The sequence below is a fragment of the Geomonas sp. Red32 genome (assembly GCF_023652955.1).
GTDB lineage: Bacteria > Desulfobacterota > Desulfuromonadia > Geobacterales > Geobacteraceae > Geomonas.
This window is the reverse complement of the sequence record NZ_JAKLOY010000001.1, coordinates 1,447,106-1,467,319: the sequence shown is the minus strand read 5'-3', so window position 1 is coordinate 1,467,319 and position 20,214 is coordinate 1,447,106. Positions and strand designations below refer to the sequence as shown.

19 protein-coding genes are annotated in these 20,214 nt (G+C 63.7%); 10 read left to right on the top strand and 9 right to left on the bottom strand.

All coding sequences use genetic code 11. The features are described from left to right. Positions 1–108: 108 nt before the first annotated feature. The 8 genes from murA to L4X63_RS06320 all read right to left on the bottom strand — a co-directional run bounded on the left by murA (position 109) and on the right by L4X63_RS06320 (position 7,808). Positions 109–1,374, bottom strand: coding sequence for a UDP-N-acetylglucosamine 1-carboxyvinyltransferase (gene murA / locus L4X63_RS06355; protein WP_250677739.1), 1,266 nt, complete (start codon positions 1,372–1,374; stop codon positions 109–111). 101 nt (positions 1,375–1,475) lie between these two features. Then, a complete protein-coding gene (gene prmC / locus L4X63_RS06350) occupies positions 1,476–2,339 on the bottom strand; it encodes a peptide chain release factor N(5)-glutamine methyltransferase (RefSeq protein WP_250677738.1) in 864 nt (287 codons plus the stop codon). A gap of 9 nt (positions 2,340–2,348) precedes the next feature. Further along, a complete protein-coding gene (gene prfA, locus L4X63_RS06345) occupies positions 2,349–3,422 on the bottom strand; it encodes a peptide chain release factor 1 (RefSeq protein WP_250677737.1) in 1,074 nt (357 codons plus the stop codon). 21 nt (positions 3,423–3,443) lie between these two features. Beyond that, entirely contained in the window at positions 3,444–4,352 is a 909-nt protein-coding gene (locus tag L4X63_RS06340) for a DUF1385 domain-containing protein (RefSeq protein WP_250677736.1), read from the bottom strand. A gap of 149 nt (positions 4,353–4,501) precedes the next feature. After that, complete coding sequence (gene thyX, locus L4X63_RS06335) at positions 4,502–5,191, bottom strand: FAD-dependent thymidylate synthase (RefSeq protein WP_250677735.1); 690 nt, start codon at positions 5,189–5,191, stop codon at positions 4,502–4,504. 100 nt (positions 5,192–5,291) lie between these two features. Continuing rightward, positions 5,292–5,507, bottom strand: coding sequence for a 50S ribosomal protein L31 (gene rpmE / locus L4X63_RS06330; protein WP_250677734.1), 216 nt, complete (start codon positions 5,505–5,507; stop codon positions 5,292–5,294). A gap of 99 nt (positions 5,508–5,606) precedes the next feature. Then, complete coding sequence (rho, locus tag L4X63_RS06325) at positions 5,607–6,854, bottom strand: transcription termination factor Rho (protein WP_250677733.1); 1,248 nt, start codon at positions 6,852–6,854, stop codon at positions 5,607–5,609. A 531-nt stretch (positions 6,855–7,385) separates the two neighbouring features. Further along, the gene (locus L4X63_RS06320; RefSeq protein ID WP_250677732.1) at positions 7,386–7,808 is read right to left on the bottom strand and encodes a peptide chain release factor family protein; all 423 of its coding nucleotides are present in this window, start codon (positions 7,806–7,808) and stop codon (positions 7,386–7,388) included. Positions 7,809–7,977: 169 nt separating this feature from the next. On the opposite strand from L4X63_RS06320, the gene L4X63_RS06315 reads away from it, so the two are divergent. Further along, the gene (locus L4X63_RS06315) at positions 7,978–8,802 is read left to right on the top strand and encodes a metallophosphoesterase (RefSeq protein WP_250677731.1); all 825 of its coding nucleotides are present in this window, start codon (positions 7,978–7,980) and stop codon (positions 8,800–8,802) included. On the opposite strand, the gene L4X63_RS06310 is transcribed toward L4X63_RS06315, so the two are convergent. Beyond that, positions 8,756–9,094: a hypothetical protein gene (locus L4X63_RS06310; protein WP_250677730.1), complete on the bottom strand. Its 339-nt coding sequence runs from the start codon at positions 9,092–9,094 to the stop codon at positions 8,756–8,758. The genes L4X63_RS06315 and L4X63_RS06310 overlap by 47 nt on opposite strands. 135 nt (positions 9,095–9,229) lie before the next feature. Between L4X63_RS06310 and L4X63_RS06305 the strand changes: the two genes are divergently transcribed. The 9 genes from L4X63_RS06305 (at position 9,230) to L4X63_RS06265 (ending at position 20,044) form a co-directional block, all read left to right on the top strand. After that, complete coding sequence (locus L4X63_RS06305; protein ID WP_250677729.1) at positions 9,230–10,099, top strand: EamA family transporter; 870 nt, start codon at positions 9,230–9,232, stop codon at positions 10,097–10,099. A 299-nt stretch (positions 10,100–10,398) separates the two neighbouring features. Then, positions 10,399–12,219 (top strand): tetratricopeptide repeat protein, encoded by a 1,821-nt coding sequence (locus tag L4X63_RS06300; protein WP_250677728.1) that lies wholly within the window; start codon positions 10,399–10,401, stop codon positions 12,217–12,219. Between the two features lie 173 nt (positions 12,220–12,392). Continuing rightward, positions 12,393–13,607 (top strand): tetratricopeptide repeat protein, encoded by a 1,215-nt coding sequence (locus L4X63_RS06295; protein WP_250677727.1) that lies wholly within the window; start codon positions 12,393–12,395, stop codon positions 13,605–13,607. 33 nt (positions 13,608–13,640) lie between these two features. Beyond that, entirely contained in the window at positions 13,641–14,174 is a 534-nt protein-coding gene (locus tag L4X63_RS06290; RefSeq protein WP_250677726.1) for a class I SAM-dependent methyltransferase, read from the top strand. Between the two features lie 237 nt (positions 14,175–14,411). Beyond that, positions 14,412–15,734, top strand: coding sequence for a B12-binding domain-containing radical SAM protein (locus tag L4X63_RS06285; protein ID WP_250677725.1), 1,323 nt, complete (start codon positions 14,412–14,414; stop codon positions 15,732–15,734). A 26-nt stretch (positions 15,735–15,760) separates the two neighbouring features. After that, on the top strand, positions 15,761–16,768 hold the full coding sequence (locus L4X63_RS06280) for an NAD-dependent 4,6-dehydratase LegB (protein WP_250677724.1): 1,008 nt from the start codon (positions 15,761–15,763) through the stop codon (positions 16,766–16,768). Next, entirely contained in the window at positions 16,765–17,988 is a 1,224-nt protein-coding gene (locus L4X63_RS06275; RefSeq protein WP_250677723.1) for a LegC family aminotransferase, read from the top strand. Before L4X63_RS06280 ends, L4X63_RS06275 begins: the two co-directional genes overlap by 4 nt. Then, positions 17,985–18,716: a sugar phosphate nucleotidyltransferase gene (locus tag L4X63_RS06270; RefSeq protein ID WP_250677722.1), complete on the top strand. Its 732-nt coding sequence runs from the start codon at positions 17,985–17,987 to the stop codon at positions 18,714–18,716. The genes L4X63_RS06275 and L4X63_RS06270 overlap by 4 nt, the downstream gene beginning before the upstream one ends. Continuing rightward, positions 18,713–20,044, top strand: coding sequence for a glycosyltransferase family 4 protein (locus L4X63_RS06265; protein ID WP_250677721.1), 1,332 nt, complete (start codon positions 18,713–18,715; stop codon positions 20,042–20,044). Before L4X63_RS06270 ends, L4X63_RS06265 begins: the two co-directional genes overlap by 4 nt. Positions 20,045–20,214 lie beyond the last annotated feature (170 nt).

The following is a 20,214-nucleotide window of genomic DNA, read 5'->3' as shown; positions in this document are numbered from 1 at the left end:
CGGGGGGGGATTTGCCTTTGTTCAACCTGCTGAGGGGACAGCCAATAAAAATGCAAATCCCCCTAAAATCCCCCTTTAACAAGGAGGACTTTCAGAGAAAGGCCTCTGCTAAATCTGGTTGTTGTCCACCACGCGCTGGATGTCGGCACCAAGGCCGGCGAGCTTCTTCTCGATCGACTCGTAGCCGCGGTCGAGGTGGTAGATGCGGGAGATCTCGCTGGTGTTGTCGGCGGCCAGCGCGGCCAGGATCAGCGACGCGGAGGCGCGGAGGTCGGTGGCCATAACCGGCGCGCCGGACAGCTTTTTGACACCCTTCACCGTGGCGCTGTTCCCCTCGATGGTGATATCCGCCCCGAAACGTAAAAGCTCCGAGACGTGCATAAAGCGGTTCTCGAAGATGTTCTCCGAGATCACGCTGGCGCCTTCGGCGAGGCACATGAGGGCCATAAACTGGGCCTGCATGTCGGTCGGGAAGCCGGGGTACGGACGGGTCTTGATGTTGACGCTCTTGAGCTTCTTGGGCCCTTTGACTCGCACCACGCCGTCCTTGTTGGTGATTTCGACGCCAACGTCTTGGAGCTTGAAGGTCAGGGCGTCCAGGTGCTCGAGGCGCATATTGTGGATCTTGATATCGCCGCCGGTGATGGCGGAGGCGATCATGAAGGTCCCGGCCTCGATGCGGTCCGGCATGACGGTGTGGCTGGTGGCGGACAGCTCGTCGACACCCTGGATCCGGACGGTATCGGTCCCAGCGCCGTCGATCTTGGCGCCCATGGAGGTGAGGATGTCGGCGAGGTCGACGATCTCAGGCTCGCGGGCGGCGTTCTCGAGGATAGTCTCCCCCTTGGCGGTGGCGGCGGCCATCAGCAGCTGCTCGGTGCCCCCGACGGTGGAGATGTCGAAATTGATCCGGGCACCCTTGAGACGCTTGGCCTTGGCCTCGACGTAGCCGTGCTCCAGCGTGATCTCGGCACCCAGCGCGGCAAGCCCCTTCAGGTGCAGGTTGATCGGACGGGCACCGATGGCGCAGCCACCGGGAAGGGAAACGCGGGCCTGGCCGAAACGGGCGAGGAGCGGTCCGAGCACCAGCACGGAGGCGCGCATGGTGCGTACGAGATCGTAGGTGGCTTCGAAACTGTTGAGGTTGGTGGTATCGATCTTGACGATGTTGCCACGCCCCTCGACGGTTGCACCCAACTGCTCGAGCACCTTGATGGTGGTGTTGATGTCCCTCAGGAAGGGGACGTTACTGATTTCGGTGCAGCCGGGAGCGAGAATGGTGGAGACGAATATCGGAAGGGCAGCATTCTTGGAACCGCTGACGGTTACCTCGCCGGAGAGCTTCTTACCGCCGTGAATGACCAGTTTGTCCACTAGTACCTCTTTTGTTTTTCTGGTTTCGCCCGCGTCCTTGCGGAGCGGGAACTCTTTGTTTTTTTTAACTCCCCCTTTTTCAAAGGGGGAGTTCACACTAGCTAGCTCTTTGCCAGGCGGCCGCCGACCACCCGCTCGATGCCGGCGGGGTCGGTCTGGGTGAAAGTCTCTTCGGTGAAGCCGTAATGCTTAAGGAGCCCCAGCACCTGGGGTGCCTGCCCCGCTCCCACCTCGAACAACAGCCAACCGCCCGGATTGAGATGGCCGGAGGCCTGGGAGGTGATGGATCGGTAGAAGTCGAGTCCATCGGCCCCGCCGTCGAGGGCGCCGACCGGCTCGAAGCCCCGCACCTCCTGCTGAAGGCCGGCGATGTCGCCAGCCGGAATGTACGGCGGGTTGGAGACGATCATGTCAAATTCCCGGCCCGCGACCGGCTCAAAAAGCGATCCCTTGAAAAAGATCACCCTCGCCTCGTTCCTCTCGGCATTGCCGCGGGCCACCTCGATGGCTTCCGGAGAAACATCGACCGTGGAGACTTCCACCTCGGGAAGCGCCTTGGCCAGGGCGATCGCCACGCAACCGCTGCCGGTCCCGATGTCGAGGATGCTCCGGACCTGGGCCGCCCGCATGATCGCCTCGGTGACCAGCACCGCGGTGTCGTGCCGGGGGATCAGCACCGCCGGGGTCACCCGGTAGTCGAGCCCCATGAACTCCTGAGTCCCGAGGATGTACTGCAGCGGCTCGCGCTTGCCCCGCCGGGCCACCAGCCCCCGGTAGGAGGCCAGCTCGGCATCGCTGAGCGGCTTGTCGAAATTGAGATAGAGCCCCACGCGGTCCAGGGAGAGGGCTTCGCAGAGCATCCACTCCGCCTCCAGCCTCGGGTTTTCCACCCCTTTTTCGGCGAGGTACCCCTTGGTCCAGTTGAGGACTTTGAGGACGTCCCATGTTTCCCGCTGCGTGGTCATAGAGGGGAGTTACATCCCTTCGCTCTGGGCCTGGAGGGCCTCCATCTGGTAGTGGGTCCTCAGGGAATCGGTGATCTCGGCGATGTCCCCGGCCATGATGGCATCGAGACGGTACAGGGTCAGGCCGATCCGATGGTCGGTCATCCTCCCCTGCGGGAAGTTGTAGGTCCGGATACGCTCGCTGCGGTCCCCGCTCCCCACCTGGCTCTTGCGGTCGGCGGCCATCCTGGCGTTGGCCTCCATCTGGATCGAGTCGAGGATCCTCGACTTGAGGACCTTCATTGCCTTCGCGCGGTTCTTGATCTGGCTACGCTCTTCCTGGCAGGCGACCACGGTGCCGGTTGGGATATGGGTGATCCTGACTGCGGAGTCGGTGGTGTTGACGTGCTGCCCGCCCGCGCCGGAGGAGCGGTAAACATCGATCTTGAGGTCGACGGGATTGATGTCGATGTCGACGTCCTCGGCTTCGGGAAGCACGGCGACGGTGCAGGCAGAGGTGTGGATGCGGCCTTGGGCCTCGGTCTCGGGGACGCGCTGGACTCGATGGGTGCCGGACTCGTACTTCAGCTTGGCGAAGACGCCGGCGCCTTCGATGAGCGCCACGACCTCTTTGAAGCCCCCCTTCTCCGATTCGGAGGCAGAGATGATCTCGACACGCCAGCGGTTGGTCTCGGCATAGCGGGTGTACATGCGGAAAAGATCGCCGGCGAAAAGGGCGGACTCGTCACCGCCGGTGCCGGCGCGGATCTCCAGCACGACGCTCTTGTCGTCGTTGGGGTCCTTGGGAAGGAGGAGCACCTTGATCTCGGCATCCAGCTCCACGCGGCGCTTCTCGAGGCTCTCAAGCTCGGCCTCGGCCATCTCGCGCATCTCCTGGTCCGGTTCCTTCATGAGCTCGCGGTTGTCCTCCATATCGGAGAGGAGCTTCTTGTACTCACGGTAGGCGGCGACCAGTTCGGAAAGGCCCGAATGCTCCTTGGAGAGGCGCCTGAACTCGGTCTGGTTCGCCAACACCTCGGGATCCGCGAGGAGCGACTCCAGTTCCTCATAACGTCTTTCCAGTTCGGCTATCTTTTCAAACATTTATAAACCTCAGGGGAATATTTAGACGACCAGGCGGTCATCCTTGTGGCCGCCGTTGATATCCAGGGCCACCTGCATGGACTTGATGGCCACTTCGATCTGGCTATCGTCCGGTTCGCGGGTGGTCAGCCGCTGCAAGGCGAGCCCCGGAGCGATCAACATCCGCACGAAGGGGTTGTTTTCGCGCTTGGCGGTCCATTTCAGGACCTCGTAGGAGAGCCCGGCGATCATGGGAAGCAGGACGATCCTCGCGCCCGCCTTGAAGTAGAAGGGCCACAGCTTGGGGATCAGCGAGAAGACCAGGATGCTCACCAGCATGACGATCAGGAGAAAACTCGTGCCGCAGCGGGGATGCAGGCAGCTGTATTTCTTCACATTTTCGACCGTCAGCTCCTCGCCGGCCTCGAAGGTGAAGATCGACTTGTGCTCCGCCCCGTGGTACTGGAAGACCCGCTGGATGTCCTTCATCCGGGAGATGGAGATGATGTAGACGAGGAAGACCGCCACCCTGATCACGCCGTCGACCAGGTTGAAAGCGATGTTGGAGCCGCCGATCACCGGGACCATCAACTTGGTGAGATAGAGCGGCATGATGAAGAAAAGGAGGATGCCGAACCCGAAGGCGAAGGCCATGGTGCCGCCGATGGCCCAGCCGGAGAGCTCTTCCTTTTTCCCCTCTTCTTCGGGGAGCGCCTCGTTGGCGGAGAAGTTAAGTGCCTTGATGCCGGTGATAAGCGAGGAGAAAAGGGCCACCGCCCCCCTTACGATAGGGAGCTTGGTGATGGGGAAACGCTCGGAGAGCGGAACGACCGTCTCGCTCTTGACCGAGATCTCGCCATCCGGCCGCCGGACCGCTATGGCCAGCGAGCGGGGCGCCCGCATCATGACCCCTTCCAAAACCGCCTGTCCACCGATGTTGATCTTGCTCATTGATTACCTCATGTGAAGCGCCGCCGTAACCGGCAGCACTTCGGGTCCTGCTACGTACCGGCAATTCCACCGGGTGACTGGCTCCGCAGGGGCCTGTCCCCTTTCATACCTGGCCGGCCGTACGCGTGCCAGAGCGAGGGTGGGGAAACCTACAACTCCTTGAAGAACGCCCGGACTTCCTTCTGTTTGCCGCAGCACATGCTCCCCTCGGGGCAGGGACCGGCGAGGCAGCCGGGGCCGGCCTGGCCGAAGATGGTGGGAGCAACCGGGCGGACCAGTCTGAGCATCTCGATCGCCATGGCCCGGATCTCCCACTGGGCACGCTCGCAGCAGCGGACGCCGAAGAAGTGCAAGAGCTCGCGGGCGTTCATGGTGACCAGGATCTTGGTCTCGGTCGCGTTGGGCAGAAGATAGCGGGCGTCCTCGGCCGGCACTCCCGCCTCCACCAGCTCGGCATACGCCGCGTGCAGCGCCGCCACCTGGGCCTCGAAGCGGGCGAGGTGCTCCGGGTTCTCCGCGATCGACGGGGGAGTGACCACGCCGAAGCGTTCCGTGTGGGAGACGTAGCGCTGGGACTGCTGGGAGTAGGATGCGACCCGGTGGCGCACCAGCTGGTGGCTGGTCACCCGCGAAATCCCTTCGATCCCGAAGGTGAAGGAGGCGTGTTCCAGCACGGACTGATGCCCGAGCGACATGATCTTGTCGAGGAAATTCTTGATGTCGGCGCCGGTGAGTTTTTCTTTCAAGGCGCCAATGTCGATCTTGGAATAGCAGAGCCGGGCGGCCAAGGCGACGGTGAGCTCGGGCTCGGGGGTGTGTTGAAGAAGGGCAACCTTCATGAAGATCCTTCAAAAGCCAGCGGGCGGCATAGAGAAAACGAAATAAGGGGATTTCGCCAAAGACAAAATCCCCTCACCGGATCCGCAAAAGCGAGAACCTCTATTCCGTCGGCTTGGCCGCGATGTTGTACCGCTTGCGGAAACGCTCGACGCGACCCGCGGTATCCATCAGCTTCTGCTTGCCGGTGTAGAACGGATGGCACTGCGAGCAGACCTCGGTGTTGATCTCCGGCTTGGTGGAGCGGGTCTGGAACTGGTTGCCGCACAGGCACTTGACGGTGATGTCGTTGTACTTCGGATGGATTTCTGCCTTCATATCTTCCTCCTCGCGGGGCAAGCCCCGGTAACTTTGCATGATTTAGAACCGGAAAGTCTACACACATAACATCTTCAGTGGAAACTTTCAAGCTCTTTTTCACTTGCTCATGGAGTCCAGGAACTCCTGATTGGTCTTGCTCCCGCCCAGTTTTGAGATCAGGAACTCCATGGAGTCGACCACGTTCATCGGGTGGAGCACCTTCCTGAGGATCCAGATCCGGTTGAGCGAGGCCTTGTCGATCAACAGCTCCTCTTTCCTGGTCCCCGACTTGTTGATGTCGATGGCCGGGAAAGTTCTCTTCTCGACCAGCTTGCGGTCGAGGTGGAGTTCCATGTTGCCGGTACCCTTGAACTCCTCGAAGATCACCTCGTCCATCTTACTACCGGTATCGATGAGCGCGGTAGCGATGATGGTGAGCGAGCCACCCTCCTCGATGTTGCGGGCGGCGCCGAAGAAGCGCTTGGGCTTGTGGAGGGCGTTGGAGTCGACACCGCCGGAGAGGATCTTGCCGGAGGGAGGGATCACGGTGTTGTAGGCGCGGGCCAGACGGGTGATGGAGTCGAGCAGGATGACGACGTCGCGTTTGTGCTCGACCAGGCGCTTGGCCTTCTCGATGACCATCTCGGCCACCTGGATGTGACGGGAAGCCGGCTCGTCGAAGGTGGAGGAAACGACCTCCCCCTTGACCGAGCGCTGCATGTCGGTAACCTCCTCCGGGCGCTCGTCGATCAAAAGGACGATCAGGAAGACCTCGGGGTGGTTTTCGGCGATGGAGTTGGCGATGTTCTGGATGAGCATCGTCTTGCCGGTACGCGGCGGCGCGACGATGAGACCCCTCTGCCCCTTGCCGATCGGCGCGATGAGCTCCATGACGCGGGTCGACATGTTGTCGGGAGCGGTCTCCAGCTTGAGCTTCTCTTCCGGGTAGAGCGGGGTGAGGTTATCGAACAGGATCTTGTCGCGGGCCACCTCGGGAGACTCGTGGTTGACGGTCTCGACCTTTAAGAGCGCGAAGTAGCGCTCTCCCTCTTTCGGGGGGCGGATCTGGCCCGCCACCGTGTCGCCGGTGTGCAGGTTGAAGCGGCGGATCTGGGAGGGGGAGACGTAGATATCGTCGGGACCCGGGAGGTAGTTGTAATCCGGAGCCCGCAGGAACCCGAAGCCGTCCGGCAACGTCTCAAGCACGCCTTCACCGAAGATCATGCCGTTCTTCTCGGTCTGGGCATTGAGGATGGCGAAGATCAGGTCCTGCTTGCGCAGGCTCGAAGCCCCCTCGATGTTGAGACCCTTGGCAATGGCCGTGAGATCGTTGATTTTTTTCTCTTTGAGTTCCTGTAAGTTCATCTGTTCTCCTGGGATGGCGCAAGTCTCCATCGGATCGGGGGTGCCGGTTTGCCTGTCGTTAGCTTGCGGGGATATGTACGATATGAGAGCGGCATGGTCACATGCGTGGACTGCCTAGTATGAAAATGCTTGATGAGTAAGTGTGAAGTAAGTGTAACCTTGAGGTGTCGTTACCGGTAGTGGTCTGTGAGAGCGTAAGAGGTAGTATAAGGATCGATGCAAGGTCTTATTGAGGATAATGTAAATTTATACCCTCCACCTCATTAGGTTGTCAACTTTTTTTTGTCCTGCTAAATTCCCCGCTAGCCGGGAAAAGCTACGCCGGGAGCTCATCTCCCGCTGTCGGGAAAAAGGCCGAGATACCGACAGTCTAACGTCTCCCCTCCCTCTAAGCACATTCCTTGCCAAACAGTTACTCCGGGAAAGGTCCGCCCCCGGCCGCAGCCGGTCCCCTTATCCGCTACGCATGGAGGGGACCGGCTGCGGCGCCGCGTACTCTCCCGAACCGGCTGCTACTCCTTCCTCGGCCGGCTACCCCCGTTCATCTCCTCCGGCCGTTTCCGCCTCATCTCCTCCAGCCGTTTCCGCCAAAGCTTCGCCCTGGACGTACTTCGAGCCCGCCCGCCTCTTCCGCCGCGCCTTTTGCCGCCGCAACTTCTCGGCCGCCAGGTCCTTGCCGGTCGATTTCCCGGAAAGCCCCTCCAGCTTCTCAAGCAGGTAGCGCCTGGCCAGAAACCGGTTGAGCGACTGGCTGCGGGACTCCATGCACTTCACCTCGGTCCCGGTGGCGATGTGCTTGAGATAGACACAGGAAGAGCTTTTATTGACGTGCTGGCCGCCCCTCCCGGAGGCGTGGACGAAGCGCTCCTCGATGTCGCTCTCCTTGACACCCAACTGCTCCATCTTGGCCTTGAGCCACCGGTTCTTTTCCTCGCTGACCGCGAAATCCGCCATCGGACGCTCCTTTCGAAATCGGCGTCATAATACCGACAGCCGGAGACGAAGTCAAAGATATGGCTCACGGCCCATCCGCAGCGCGCTCGGGCGCCGGACGGGCATGTTATAATTTTTTCATTGCCGGAGGGGCTTCAAGATGATGCTACTTTCACGACGGGCGTTTCTGATGGGCACACTGGCAGCGCTCCCCTACCTCTACCTGGAAAAGGAATCAGTGAGAATCCGCCGGTACCTGGTCCCGGTCCAGGACCTTCCCCGCGCCTTCGAAGGTTTCACCATCCTGCACTTGAGCGATCTGCACGACAAGGAATACGGCCCGGAGGGGGAGCTGCTGCTGGCCCTCGTCCAACGGGAGCGCTTCGACATGGTGGCTTTGACCGGCGACTTGGTGGTGGGGACCGCGCCGTCGCTCAAACCGGCGCTGGACCTGGTGGCGGGGATCAAGAAATTTTTCGGCGGCCCCATCTTCTCGGTACCGGGAAACCACGACTGGCGGCTGGACCGGGGCGAGGAGTTCAACGAGCGGCTGCGCCAGGCGGGAGCCAAGGTGATCCCCAACCAGACCGCGGTGGTCGAAAAGGGGGACGAACGGCTCCAGGTGGTAGGGATCGACGACCCGGTCACCCGCCGGGCCCGGCTGGCGCAGGCGATGGATGACACCGGCGCGGAAAGCCCGGTGGTGCTCCTATCCCACTCGCCCCATCCTTTCCCGCTGGCGGCCAAACTCGGCGTCGATCTCATGCTCTGCGGCCACACCCACGGAGGCCAGCTCCGCCTCCCGCTCCTGGGAGCCGCCTTCGTCCCGGCCATGGGATTCTTCCCACCCTGGGACCTTGGGGTCTTCCGCAAGGGAAAGACCACCCTGATCGTGAGCGGGGGACTGGGGGAGAGCGGTATCCCGCTGCGGATCAACATCCGTCCCGAGCTCACCCTCGCCACGCTGGTCAACCGCCTTCCGGAAGCTCCTTCAGGCTGGGACGCAACAGGATGATCCGCTCATTCTCACCGGCCATCCCGGCCGGCTCGTGCCCCGCCTTCTCCCTGCACTCGTTCATGAGCATGCCAAAGACGTCGCGTCCGGTCACCGGATCGAAGCCGTAAGCGATATCCTCCACCTGGCAAAGACCCGCCAGCCGGTGGACGATCATCCTCACCGCGGCATCGTGCTCGGCACCGAGCCCCTCTCCCACCGCCTCTTCGGCGGCCTCCACCAGCGACCGCGCGATGGCACAGACGTTTTTTGCCCCTTCCATGATCCCCACTGCGTTCCGGTGGCGTTTCATGCCCACACCTCCGTAACCTTCGAACTAAGGACGTAGAACATGTCAATTAGGCCCCCGTTTCCCCCGTAGTCAACCGCACCCGCCCTTTTCCCCCTTGCGCCTGCGCACCGCCACCACCTGCGCTATGCTTTCGTCATGATTCCGCTTTGGCTTTCATTGACGCTCATCTCCGCCTTCACGCTCGCTACCAGCGATGCCCTCACCAAGAAGGCCTTGGCCGGCCATAACGAGTACCTCGTCACCTGGCTGAGGATCCTTCCCGCCGCACCACTCTTCCTGATCCCGCTCCCGTTCATTCCCACCCCTCCCCTGGGCCGGGAATTCTACCTCTGCCTCCTCCTCGGCCTGCCGCTGGAGGCCGCGGCGCTCTTTCTCTACAGCAAGGCGCTGAAACTCTCCCCCTTGAACCTGACCCTCCCGTTTCTCTCCCTCACCCCGCTGCTGCTCCTGGTCATCCCCACGCTCCTCCTCGGCGAAAAACTGACCGCGGCCGGCGCTGCGGGAGTGCTCCTCATCGCGCTCGGAAGCTACCTGCTCAACGCCGGGCGGGGTGAGGGGGGTGTCCTGGCGCCACTAAAGGCGCTCTTCAGCGAAAAGGGATCGCTCTGCATGATCGCCGTCGCGCTCATCTACAGCGTCACCTCGGTGATCGGCAAGCGCGCCATCGCCCTCTCCTCCCCCCTTTTCTTCGCCGCCGTCTATTTCCCGCTCCTCGTGCTCCTCACCGCGCCCTTGGCCCTGTACAAGGGGAAAAAGGAACTGGCCGCCCTCTCCACCAACGGAGTACTGGCCGCCTCGCTGCTGCCGGCGCTGTTTTACTCCATCCAGATCCTCTCCCACATCTACGCCATCACCCTCACCAACGTCGCCTACATGATCGCGGTGAAACGATTGAGCCTGCTGTTCGGGCTCCTCTACGGCCGGTACCTCTTCGGGGAGCGCGGCGGAGTCCTCGCCAGCCTCATCATGCTGGCCGGAGTCTTCCTCATTGCCTGCGGCCAGTGACCGTGTCGGCTTTTTGACGACGATACCCGCGACACCTTGCCTCCCCCGCCCTCAGCAATTCGATGACAGCCATCCCCTCCGCCGTAATTCCGCGTCCGGCGAGCCTTCAGACCCCGCACCGGCGATTGGTCCAGCAACTGCACCGGCCATCGAAGGTGTTGCTGGCACAGCCGTTGCTTAATCATCGTCGGTACCGTCTCATCCTGCCTTCTCCTCGCGTTGGGAGAATGGCAGGGGCAGAAAATTGACATTTCCATGACCCTGCAAATAGAAACTCACCCAGAACGGAGATCGAACCTATGAGCCTGCCTGAAGTCAACCGCGGCGGAGCAGCCGTAACCGAAGCAGAAGAGCGTCCCCTCGTCACCGCCATCGTGGTCGCCCGCAACCAGGAGTCGCAGGTCAGGGAGTGCGTGGCGGGACTCATGGAGCAGACGATCGCCCAGAGCATGGAGGTCATCGTGGTGGACCAGGGGTCGGATCAGTCCGAGACCGCCATCGTCACCGACCTTCAGCGCAGGTTCGGCAACATCGTCTCCCTGAGGATACCGTACCGGGCGGGTGCCTACGCCGGTGTCAACCTAGCGGTCAAGATCGCCTCCGGCCGCTTCATCACGCTGCTCAACGTGGCCGACCGGATGAGAAGCGAGGCTTACGAGCTCCTCTCCGCCACCCTCGGGCAGCACCCCGAGGCTATGCTAGCCTTCGGCAACACCTGTCTGACCGCCATCCCGCACCAGAGCTTCGCCCAGCATGTCAGCGCCGGGAGCCGCAGCTGGCAGGGTAAGGATCCGGTCGCGCTGCTTCGCGCGGGCGAGGTACCGAACCATGCCATGTGGCGCCGCGAGCTTCACTACACCATCGGCTGCATCGGCGAGGGGGACGGCGCGATGGGTGCCTTCCTCCAGAAGTGTGCCGAGCGTTTCAGCGTGGTTCACCTGCCGGAATTCACCGGGCTGACCATGGTGGCCCAGGGAGGCGAGGCTGCAACCAAAGCCGCCCCACTCACCCCGCCGATGGCCAGCCAGCCGGTCAGCATGTCCCCGCAGATGGCCAGCCAAGCCACCAGCACTCCGGCCCCCCAGCAGGCCAGCGCCCCGCAGCCGATGGCGAACCAGCCGTTCGCCGTTTCCCAGCCGATGGTCGCGCCGGTGGCGGAATCCGCCGACGAGGCGTTTGCCCGCTTGCAGCCGGTGGTCAACGGAGAAGACCGCGAACAGGCGAAACGGGCGCTGCAAGCGCACATCGCCACATACCCCGGCCACGCCACCGCCCATAACGATCTGGCCGCCCTCCACTACCTCACCGGCAACAAGGAAGCCGCCCTTCTCCACTACCGGAGAGCGGTCGAGCTCTCCCCCCGCGACACGACCTTCCGGAAGAACCTCGCCGACATGCTCTTCGTGGAGGAGGGACAGACCGACGAGGCTATCGGCATCTACCTCGAGCTCTTGAAAGACGACCCGCGGGACGTGGAGACCCTGTTGAACCTCGGCATCATCAGCCAGGTAGTCGGCCAGCCCAACGAAGCGGAGACCTTCTACCAGAGGGCACTGGAGATCGAGCCGTGGAACCAGACCGTGCGCGAGCGGCTGACCGAGCTCCGGGCCGAGCAGGAGAACGCTCCCGAGGCCGCCGACGACGATGACGACGAGCCTGCCGAGGATCGTTACGAAAACGTCCAGCACATGGTTGCGGAGGGTAAGCTGGACGAGGCCACCAGGGAGCTAGAGAAGATCCTGGTCGTCTACCCCAATTTCGCCCCGGCACACAACGATCTTGCCGTCCTCTGCTACGAGAGGGGGGACAAGGAGGAGGCACTGGCCCACTACGAGCGGGCGGCGGCCCTGGTTCCCGCCAACGCCACTTTCCAGAAGAACCTGGCCGACTTCTACTTCGTCGAGGGGCGCAACGTGGACGGCGCCATCGCCATCTACCTGGACCAGCTACAGAAGGAGCCGAAGAACGTCGATACCCTGATGTCCCTCGGAAAGATCTGCACGCTGCTGGACCGCCCCCAGGAGGCGGAGACCTTCTACGGCAAGGTCACCCAGCTCGAACCGTGGAACCAGGCCGCCCGCGAGTGCCTGAGCAACCTCAAGCGCTGCGCCAACGCGTGATACAGCCGCCCCCTTTCCTGAAGGGGCGAGGCAATCGAAGCAGAAGAGACGGGTAAAAAGTTGGCCCGCGTCCACCTTCCGGACGCGGGCCTTCGATTAAAGCTAAAGTTTTCTCTGAAGCTGCCGATAAACTGGATGAACCAAAACTCCGCCTGGCACGAGGGAGACTCTCAATGGCAAACGTTCTCGACGGCATGACAGGAGGCAGCGGCTCCGCCTCCGCCTACGACATCTACAGCACGCTCGCCTCGACTTCGCAACAGCAACAGTCACTGGCCAACGGCGCTTTGAGCAGTGCCATCGGCTTTTACCAGAGCAAGAACTACACGAAGGCCGCGCAGGAGTTTCAGCGGGCCATCGCGATGGATCCCACCAACACCACATCCTACAACTACCTGGCCCAGACCTACCTCGTTCAGAACAAGACCAGCGAGGCGATCAAGATCTACAAGCAGTCGCTCCAGATCGACCCGTCCCAGGCAACCGTCCATACCAGCCTGGCCAACGTCTACATGGGGAACAAGCAGTACACCCAGGCCGAGAAAGAGTTCAAGACCGCCGTCAAGCTGGATCCGACCGACGAGGTCGCGCCGTACACGCTCGGGCAGATGTACCAGCAGATGGGGCGCTATACCGACGCCGAAACGCAGTTCAAAAAGGTCCAGCGGATGGCCCCCAACGACCCCAACGTCTATTACGCGCTGGGGGCGACCTACAACAAGGAAGGGAACTACTCCGACGCAGTCAAACAACTGACACAGGCCGTCAAGCTGAGGCCGAAGATGACTGCCGCACACTTCGAGCTCGGCGTGGCCTACGCCGCCCTCAACGACACCACCAATGCCCAGCACGAGGTCGACACCGTCACCAACCTGGATGCGACGCAAGGGGCGCTCCTCTCCGCCACCATCGCCAAGCCGAAGATGGTGGCCGGCGGCGGCGGGGACCTCGACAACTTCGGCAGCGCGCTGGGAATGGGAACCCAGCTCCTCGGCATGCTCGGGGTGAACTCCGCCACGCAGCAGCCCAACCAGTCCAAACTCTTCACCCTCACCTTCACCTTCGACTCGCAGATGGACCCTTCCTCGGTGCAGGATCCGACCAACTGGACCATCAGCAAGGCCAACGGCGGCGCAGCCGGTTACTACAACAACCTCCTCCCGGTGGTTCCCACCGAGGCCTATATTCCGCAAAACCCGACCAGCGTCACCTACGATCCGCAGCAGCAGCAGGCGACGGTGACCTTCATGCTGAGCCAGAACTCCACCAACAACGCAACCATCGACCCGTCCCACATGGTCTTCAAGTTCTCCGGCAAGGACATCCTCGGCAAGACCATGGATCCCACCGCCGACCAGTACGACGGCTACGCCGGGACCCCGTTCTAACCGGCCGGCCGCAGGCGGGCCGAGGACCATCACATGCGCAAACTCCACATCGGTGGCACCACCCCGGCCGAAGGGTGGGAGATCATGAACATCTGCGACCTCCCCCACGTCGACCACCTCGGCAACGCCAACGACCTCTCCCGCTTTCCCGACGGCACCATCCAGGAGATCTACGCCTCCCACATCCTGGAGCACTTCGACTACCAGAGCGAGCTGCAGAGCACCCTCAACGAGTGGTACCGCGTCATGCGTCCCTTCGGCACCATCTACGTGAGCGTCCCGGACCTGGACGCACTGGCAACCCTCTACCTCGACAGCGTAAACCTCACCGTCGACGAGCGCTTCGCCCTCATGCGGATGATCTTCGGCGGGCACACCCACCAAAACGACTTCCACCAGGTCGGCCTCAACGAGGACTTCCTCACCTACTTCCTCCACCAGGCGGGCTTCAGCCTGATCCAGCGGGTGGAGACCTTCGGCCTCTTCTCTGACACCAGCTCGCTCCGCTTCAAGGACCGCCTCATCAGTCTCAACATGGTGGCCAGGAAACTCCCGGCCGCCGTTTAGTTTCGCCCCCTTCCCCGCCCCTCCCCAGCTTTGCCCGCCGTCAAAAGTGCTCGAAGCCCCCCTCCACGTTCAAAATATTGACAAACGGAATTTCCCGGCAAAAGCCGCAATTTACCGGCCGTTACACCGCTGCCGGCCGCGGCATGACAATTGCTAGCCCTGACGTGTCTTCCGTAACCTACCGTTAGCGATACCAGCGCTGGCAAGCGTCACCGCCGCGCACCCAAGGGGACCACCATGCCCACTAAGAAGCTGCGGATCGTACTGATCGCCCCGAGGAGCGAACACTCCTGGGAAAGCCTGGGACTCGGGTACATCGCAGCCTACTCCTACCGCTTCGGATTCACCCCGGAACAGTACACCTTCTTCCACGGCCAGTTCGACACGGACGAGACCATCGTCGCCGGCTGCGCCGAGGCAGACCTGATCGGCTTCTCGCTCACCAGCTTCCAGACCACCGCCGCACTGGCCCTCATCCGGGAGATCCGGAAGATCAACCGGCGAGCCCGCATCGTCTGGGGAGGGTACGCCGTGCATGGGCTGGGGGAGGCGGAGCTTTCCAAGCTTTACGGCCACGCGGTGGACTGCTTCGTCCAGGGGCCCGGCGAAGAGGGGTGGCTGGAGGTACTTCAATCGGAGTCCCCTCCCCGCTTCGTGCGCAGGGAGCTCATGAAGGATCTCAACCGCTGCCCCTTCCCGGACCGGGAACTGATCCGGGTGGACCGTCACTTCGCCAAGCTCGCAGCCTTAGGGGAAGGGCGCAAGACCTCCATGGAACTGCAGCGCGGCGGCTGCCCTTTCGACTGCATCTTCTGCGCGGCACGCAGCTTCACCAGGGAGCACGGCTCCAGCCGAACCGCCGAGAACATGGTGGCGGAGATGGAGGAGCTCCGTGACCGCTGGGGGATGGACCGCGACTCCATGGTGCTCATGTGCGACGCCGAGGTCTTCCTCACCCCCGAGATGGGGAGGCTCGCCGAGCTGAAGAAGTCCCGGGGGGTGGAGTTTGGCTTCGGCATGAACGTGGTCGCCTCCACGCTCCTCAACAAGGGCGCCCGGCAGGTGCTGGAAAAACTGGTGGGCGCCGGCCTGCGCGAGGTCTGGATGGGGGTGGAGAGCGGCCCATCCCTCATGCATCTGACCGGCAAACCAAACACTCCGGACCAGATACGGGAGGCGTTCCGCATCACCCGCGAGATGGGGCTTGTCCGCAAGGGGTACTTCATCCTCGGCTTCACTCCCGAGGAGACACGGGAGACCGTCCTCGAGCGGATCCCCTTCATCGAGGAGCTCGATCCGGAGGAGGTCGGGTTTTCGCTCTACGTTCCGGTCCCCGGAAGCCTTGACTACCGCCACGAGCTGCACAAAGGGATCGACTACGCCTCCTCCTGCGAGTACCACAACACCTTCACCCGCACGAAGACCCTCTCCAACGGGGAGTTGAGGGAGTTGCAGGCGTACCTGGTCGACCATTTCAAGGAGCGCGCCGCCTACCGCCAGCGACGAGGCGAGCAGGGCGGGCCCCGGATCAAGCGGGCCGCCGGGCGCTCCGGATGCTAGCCCAGCACCGAGGGAGAAGAGAAGCGATGAACCTTAAGGGAAAGAAGATCCTCATCACCGGGGCCGACGGCTTCATCGGCTCGCACCTCACCGAGACACTGGTGCGGCGCGGCCTGGACGTGCGCGCCTTCGTGCTCTACAACTCCTTCGACTCGCGGGGATGGCTGGACCAGCTCCCTCCCGAGCTCTCCGGCTCGTTCGAGACGGTGGCCGGCGACGTACGCGACCCGCACGGGGTCCGCGCGGCCATGAAGGGGTGCGACCTCGTACTCCACCTGGCGGCGCTGATCGCCATCCCCTACTCCTACCGTTCCCCGGACAGCTACCTCGATACCAACGTGAGGGGGACCCTCAACGTAGTGCAGGCCGCCCGCGACCTGGGGGTGGAGAGGCTCGTGCAGACCTCCACCAGCGAGGTGTACGGCACCGCCCGCTTCGTTCCCATCACGGAGGAGCACCCGCTGCAGGGGCAGTCCCCCTACTCCGCCTCCAAGATCGGCGCCGACCAGATTGCCATGTCCTTCTACCACAGCTTCGAGACCCCGGTGACCATCGTGCGCCCCTTCAACACCTACGGTCCCCGCCAGTCCACCCGGGCGGTGATCCCGACCGTGATCACCCAGATCGCCCGGGGGGCCCGCTCGCTCAAGCTCGGGGCACTCGCCCCGACCCGGGACTTCAACTTCATCGAGGACACGGTGGCCGGTTTCATCGCCGCCCTGGAGGCCGACCAGGCGCCGGGCGAGGTCTTCAACATCGGGAGCAACTTCGAGATCTCCATCGGCGACACGGTGGAGCTGATCTGCCGCCTGATGGGGAGCCGGGTGGAGATCGAGAGCGACGAGCAGCGGATCCGGCCGGAGAAGAGCGAGGTGGAAAGGCTGTGGGCCGATAACGCCAAGGCCCGCCGGCTCCTCAACTGGGTGCCGCGCTACGGCGGGCTGGAAGGGCTGGAACGGGGTCTCGCCAAGACGGTCGCCTGGTTCAGCGACCCCGGCAACCTCAGGCGCTACCGGGAGGGGTACACGGTATGACCGCGCCGGCGCTGGCCGAGAGGATTGCCGGGGTGGTGCGCCGCGCCGCCGGCGGTAAAGAGGGGCCCATCCCCCTCCACGAGCCGTGCTTCGCCGGCAGTGAGTGGAACTTCGTGCGCGAGTGCCTCGACAGCGGCTGGGTCTCCTCGGTGGGGAGCTTCGTGGACCGCTTCGAGCGGGCACTGGAGGATTTCACCGGAGCCCCCCACGCGGTCGCCGTGGTAAACGGCACCGCCGCCCTCCACCTCTGCCTGCTCCTCGCCGGCGTCGAGCCGGGGGACGAGGTGCTGATCCCGGCCCTCTCCTTTGTCGCCACCGCCAACGCGGTCGCCTACTGCGGCGCCGTCCCCCACTTCGTGGACAGCGAGATCTCCACGCTCGGGGTGGACCCGGTCAAGCTCGCACGGTACCTGGAAGAGATCGCCCTCCCTTCCCCCGGCGGCTGCCGCAACCGGATGAGCGGCCGCCCGATCCGGGCCCTGGTGCCGATGCACACCTTCGGCCATCCCGCGGATCTCCAGGGGCTATCGGAGCTCTGCGGGCGTTTCGGCCTGGCGCTGGTGGAGGACGCCGCGGAATCGCTCGGCTCCCGTTACCGCGGGGCGCACACCGGCACCTTCGGACTTTTGGGGGCAGTCAGCTTCAACGGCAACAAGATCGTCACCACCGGGGGCGGAGGGGCGATCCTGACCGGCGACGAGGCGCTGGCCCGCCGGGCCCGGCACCTGAGCACCACCGCGAAGCTTCCGCACCGCTGGGCCTTCCGGCACGACGCGGTCGGTTTCAACTACCGGCTCCCCAACCTGAACGCGGCGCTCGGGGTGGCCCAGATGGAGGAGCTCCCCGCCTTTCTCAGCGCCAAGCGGCGGCTGGCCGCCTACTACCGGGAAGAGTTCGCCACCCTCGCCGGGGCGAGCTTCTTCGCCGCCCCCGAGGGGTGCCAGAGCAACTATTGGCTGAACGCGCTCTTGCTCGCTCCCGAGCTGGCCGGTCTGCGCGACCGGCTCCTCGACGAACTGAACGACCGCGGGATCATGGCGCGCCCCGCCTGGGAGCCATTGCACCGGCTCCCCCCCTACCTCGACGCCCCGCGCATGGAGCTCTCGACGGCGGAGGGGCTCGCCGACCGGATCATCAACATCCCCAGCAGCCCGGCCCTCGGCCTGGCCCTGGAGCGATCTACCCCCGTTAACCACGGGGAACAAGGAGAACAACCATGAAGGCCGTCATCCTGGCAGGAGGCAAGGGGACACGTCTGGCACCCTACACCACGGTATTTCCCAAGCCGCTGGTCCCCCTCGGGGACCGTCCCATCCTGGACATCGTCATCCACCAGCTCGCCCACCACGGATTCAACCAGATCACCTTGAGCCTCGGATACCTGGCCGAGCTGATCCAGGCCTACTTCCGCGACGGCTCCCCCACGGTGGAAAACGCGACCATCAACTTCGTGCGCGAGCAGCAGCCGCTGGGGACCGTGGGGTCGCTGGCACTGGTCCCCGACCTCACCGATTCGTTCCTCGTAATGAACGGGGACATCCTGACCACGCTCGATTACGCGAAGTTCTACCGCTTCCACAAGGAGCAGGGGGCCCCGCTCACCATCGCCCTCAACCAGCGTCCGGTGAAGATCGACCTCGGGGTGATCGAGATCAACGACAACCACGAGGTCGTGAGCTTCCTGGAGAAACCGACCCTTAACTACCTGGTGAGCATGGGGATCTACATGTACGAGCCGGAAGTGCTCGACTACATCCAGCCCCGGGGAACCTACCTGGACTTCCCCGACGTGGTGGCCCGCATGCTCAAGGATGGCAAGCGGATCGCGGGATACCCCAACGACGCCTACTGGCTCGACCTCGGCTCCCACGCCGACTACGCGAAGGCCCAGGACGAGTTCGAGTCCATGAAGGACATCCTCTTACCCAGGCAGGTGGTTGCCGCATGAGGATCCTTACCATCGGCCCCTGGTTCAGCCCCCACACGGTCCGCCCGATCAACTGGCTTTTGGAGCAGGGGCACGAGGTTCTCTTCCTGGGGGAGCGCGACCCGTTGCCCGCAGCGGGAGGGGGGTACCGCTTCCTCCCCTTCCCGAACCTTGGGGATCTCCCCTCCACCTTGGGGGCCCTCGGAGAGATCCGCGACCGGTTTCGCCCCGACGCGGTGCATGTCCACTGGATCGACCACAAGGCCTGGCTTTGCGTCCAGGCCGGCCTCCGCCCGCTGGTCCTCTCCGCCTGGGGCTCGGACATCAACCAGTTTTTCCTGGCGGGGCACGACGAGAACCAGCGGCGCATGATCGGCGCCACCCTGGCCGGCGCGGACCTCACCATCGTGGACGCCCCCACCATGGCCGACAAGTGCTGCCAGCTCGCCGGCCGCCTGATCCCGACCACCTTTCTCCACCTGGGGGTCGACACCGTCCGTTTCGCCCCCGGCTACCGGGAGGAGGCGCTCGCCTGGCGGGAGCGGCTCGGCATCCCGGCGGACGCCACCGTGTTCCTCTCTCCGCGCGGCTGGGGCGAAAGCAACGGCCATCACCTGATCCTGGAGGCCTTCGCCCGGGCGCTCCCCGCCATGGGGGGTAACGGCATCCTCCTCTTCAAGATCTTCAACCGGGTCAGCTTCGGAGACCATCTCAAATACGAGAGCGAGCTCAAGAGACGGGTGGAGGAGCTGGGGATCGCGGGACAGGTGCGCTTCATGGAGGAGGTGAGCGCGGAGCTCCTTCCCCAGGTCTTCGCCCTGAGCGACGTCGTGGTCAACTACCCCTCGCGGGACACCCTCCCGATTACGCTCGCCGAAAGCGCCGCCTGCGGAAAGAGCGCCATCTCGGTCATGCTCCCGAGCTACCGTGGCACCTTCGTCGAGCGCCACTTCAGGACCTTCCTCCCCGGGGACGAGGAGGAGCTGATCCGGGCCATGGTGGAACTGGCCGAAGAGCCCCCGCAACAGAGGCTTGCCGCCGCCCTGGCGGCGCGGGAGGAGGTGCGGGCGACCCTCGACGAGGGGATCTACCGAAAGGGACTCCCGGGAGTGTACGCGGGAGTGTGCGCGGGGGGAAAAGCCGGCGCCATGCTCCATGCCCCCGACCGGGAGGAAGCGCCCTCCCCGGAGCCTGCCACCCCGCACCTGGAGCGCGCCTACCGTTTCTTCGCCGGCGGCGACCTCGCCGCCTGCCACCGGGAGGTGGAGCTGGAACTGCGGGTCCACCCGGATTCCGGCGAGGCCCTCGCCCTGGCCAAAAGCGTGCGCCTGATGTCGCTCAAGGGATAGCGGCAAAGGAGGCCCCCCCTCCGGGCGTGACGGCGTTTTGACGCGGCACCTTTCCTCCCCCTCCCGCCCTCCTCCCCCTCCCCCGGCCGTCAAAACTTTGACTGACATCGGTTCGTAATTCACCCGAGATATCGGCAGCTTGCCTGCGGAAGCCGGCTGGCACTGCTATT

What these genes read in the sequence shown, in the direction of transcription:
- prmC (WP_250677738.1), bottom strand. Translation starts at nt 2,339, where the DNA reads ATGACCACGCAGCGGGAAACATGGGACGTCCTCAAAGTCCTCAACTGG.
- prfA (WP_250677737.1), bottom strand. Translation starts at nt 3,422, where the DNA reads ATGTTTGAAAAGATAGCCGAACTGGAAAGACGTTATGAGGAACTGGAG.
- L4X63_RS06340 (WP_250677736.1), bottom strand. Translation starts at nt 4,352, where the DNA reads ATGAGCAAGATCAACATCGGTGGACAGGCGGTTTTGGAAGGGGTCATG.
- thyX (WP_250677735.1), bottom strand. Translation starts at nt 5,191, where the DNA reads ATGAAGGTTGCCCTTCTTCAACACACCCCCGAGCCCGAGCTCACCGTC.
- rpmE (WP_250677734.1), bottom strand. Translation starts at nt 5,507, where the DNA reads ATGAAGGCAGAAATCCATCCGAAGTACAACGACATCACCGTCAAGTGC.
- rho (WP_250677733.1), bottom strand. Translation starts at nt 6,854, where the DNA reads ATGAACTTACAGGAACTCAAAGAGAAAAAAATCAACGATCTCACGGCC.
- L4X63_RS06320 (WP_250677732.1), bottom strand. Translation starts at nt 7,808, where the DNA reads ATGGCGGATTTCGCGGTCAGCGAGGAAAAGAACCGGTGGCTCAAGGCC.
- L4X63_RS06315 (WP_250677731.1), top strand. Translation starts at nt 7,978, where the DNA reads ATGGGCACACTGGCAGCGCTCCCCTACCTCTACCTGGAAAAGGAATCA.
- L4X63_RS06310 (WP_250677730.1), bottom strand. Translation starts at nt 9,094, where the DNA reads ATGAAACGCCACCGGAACGCAGTGGGGATCATGGAAGGGGCAAAAAAC.
- L4X63_RS06305 (WP_250677729.1), top strand. Translation starts at nt 9,230, where the DNA reads ATGATTCCGCTTTGGCTTTCATTGACGCTCATCTCCGCCTTCACGCTC.
- L4X63_RS06300 (WP_250677728.1), top strand. Translation starts at nt 10,399, where the DNA reads ATGAGCCTGCCTGAAGTCAACCGCGGCGGAGCAGCCGTAACCGAAGCA.
- L4X63_RS06295 (WP_250677727.1), top strand. Translation starts at nt 12,393, where the DNA reads ATGGCAAACGTTCTCGACGGCATGACAGGAGGCAGCGGCTCCGCCTCC.
- L4X63_RS06290 (WP_250677726.1), top strand. Translation starts at nt 13,641, where the DNA reads ATGCGCAAACTCCACATCGGTGGCACCACCCCGGCCGAAGGGTGGGAG.
- L4X63_RS06285 (WP_250677725.1), top strand. Translation starts at nt 14,412, where the DNA reads ATGCCCACTAAGAAGCTGCGGATCGTACTGATCGCCCCGAGGAGCGAA.
- L4X63_RS06280 (WP_250677724.1), top strand. Translation starts at nt 15,761, where the DNA reads ATGAACCTTAAGGGAAAGAAGATCCTCATCACCGGGGCCGACGGCTTC.
- L4X63_RS06275 (WP_250677723.1), top strand. Translation starts at nt 16,765, where the DNA reads ATGACCGCGCCGGCGCTGGCCGAGAGGATTGCCGGGGTGGTGCGCCGC.
- L4X63_RS06270 (WP_250677722.1), top strand. Translation starts at nt 17,985, where the DNA reads ATGAAGGCCGTCATCCTGGCAGGAGGCAAGGGGACACGTCTGGCACCC.
- L4X63_RS06265 (WP_250677721.1), top strand. Translation starts at nt 18,713, where the DNA reads ATGAGGATCCTTACCATCGGCCCCTGGTTCAGCCCCCACACGGTCCGC.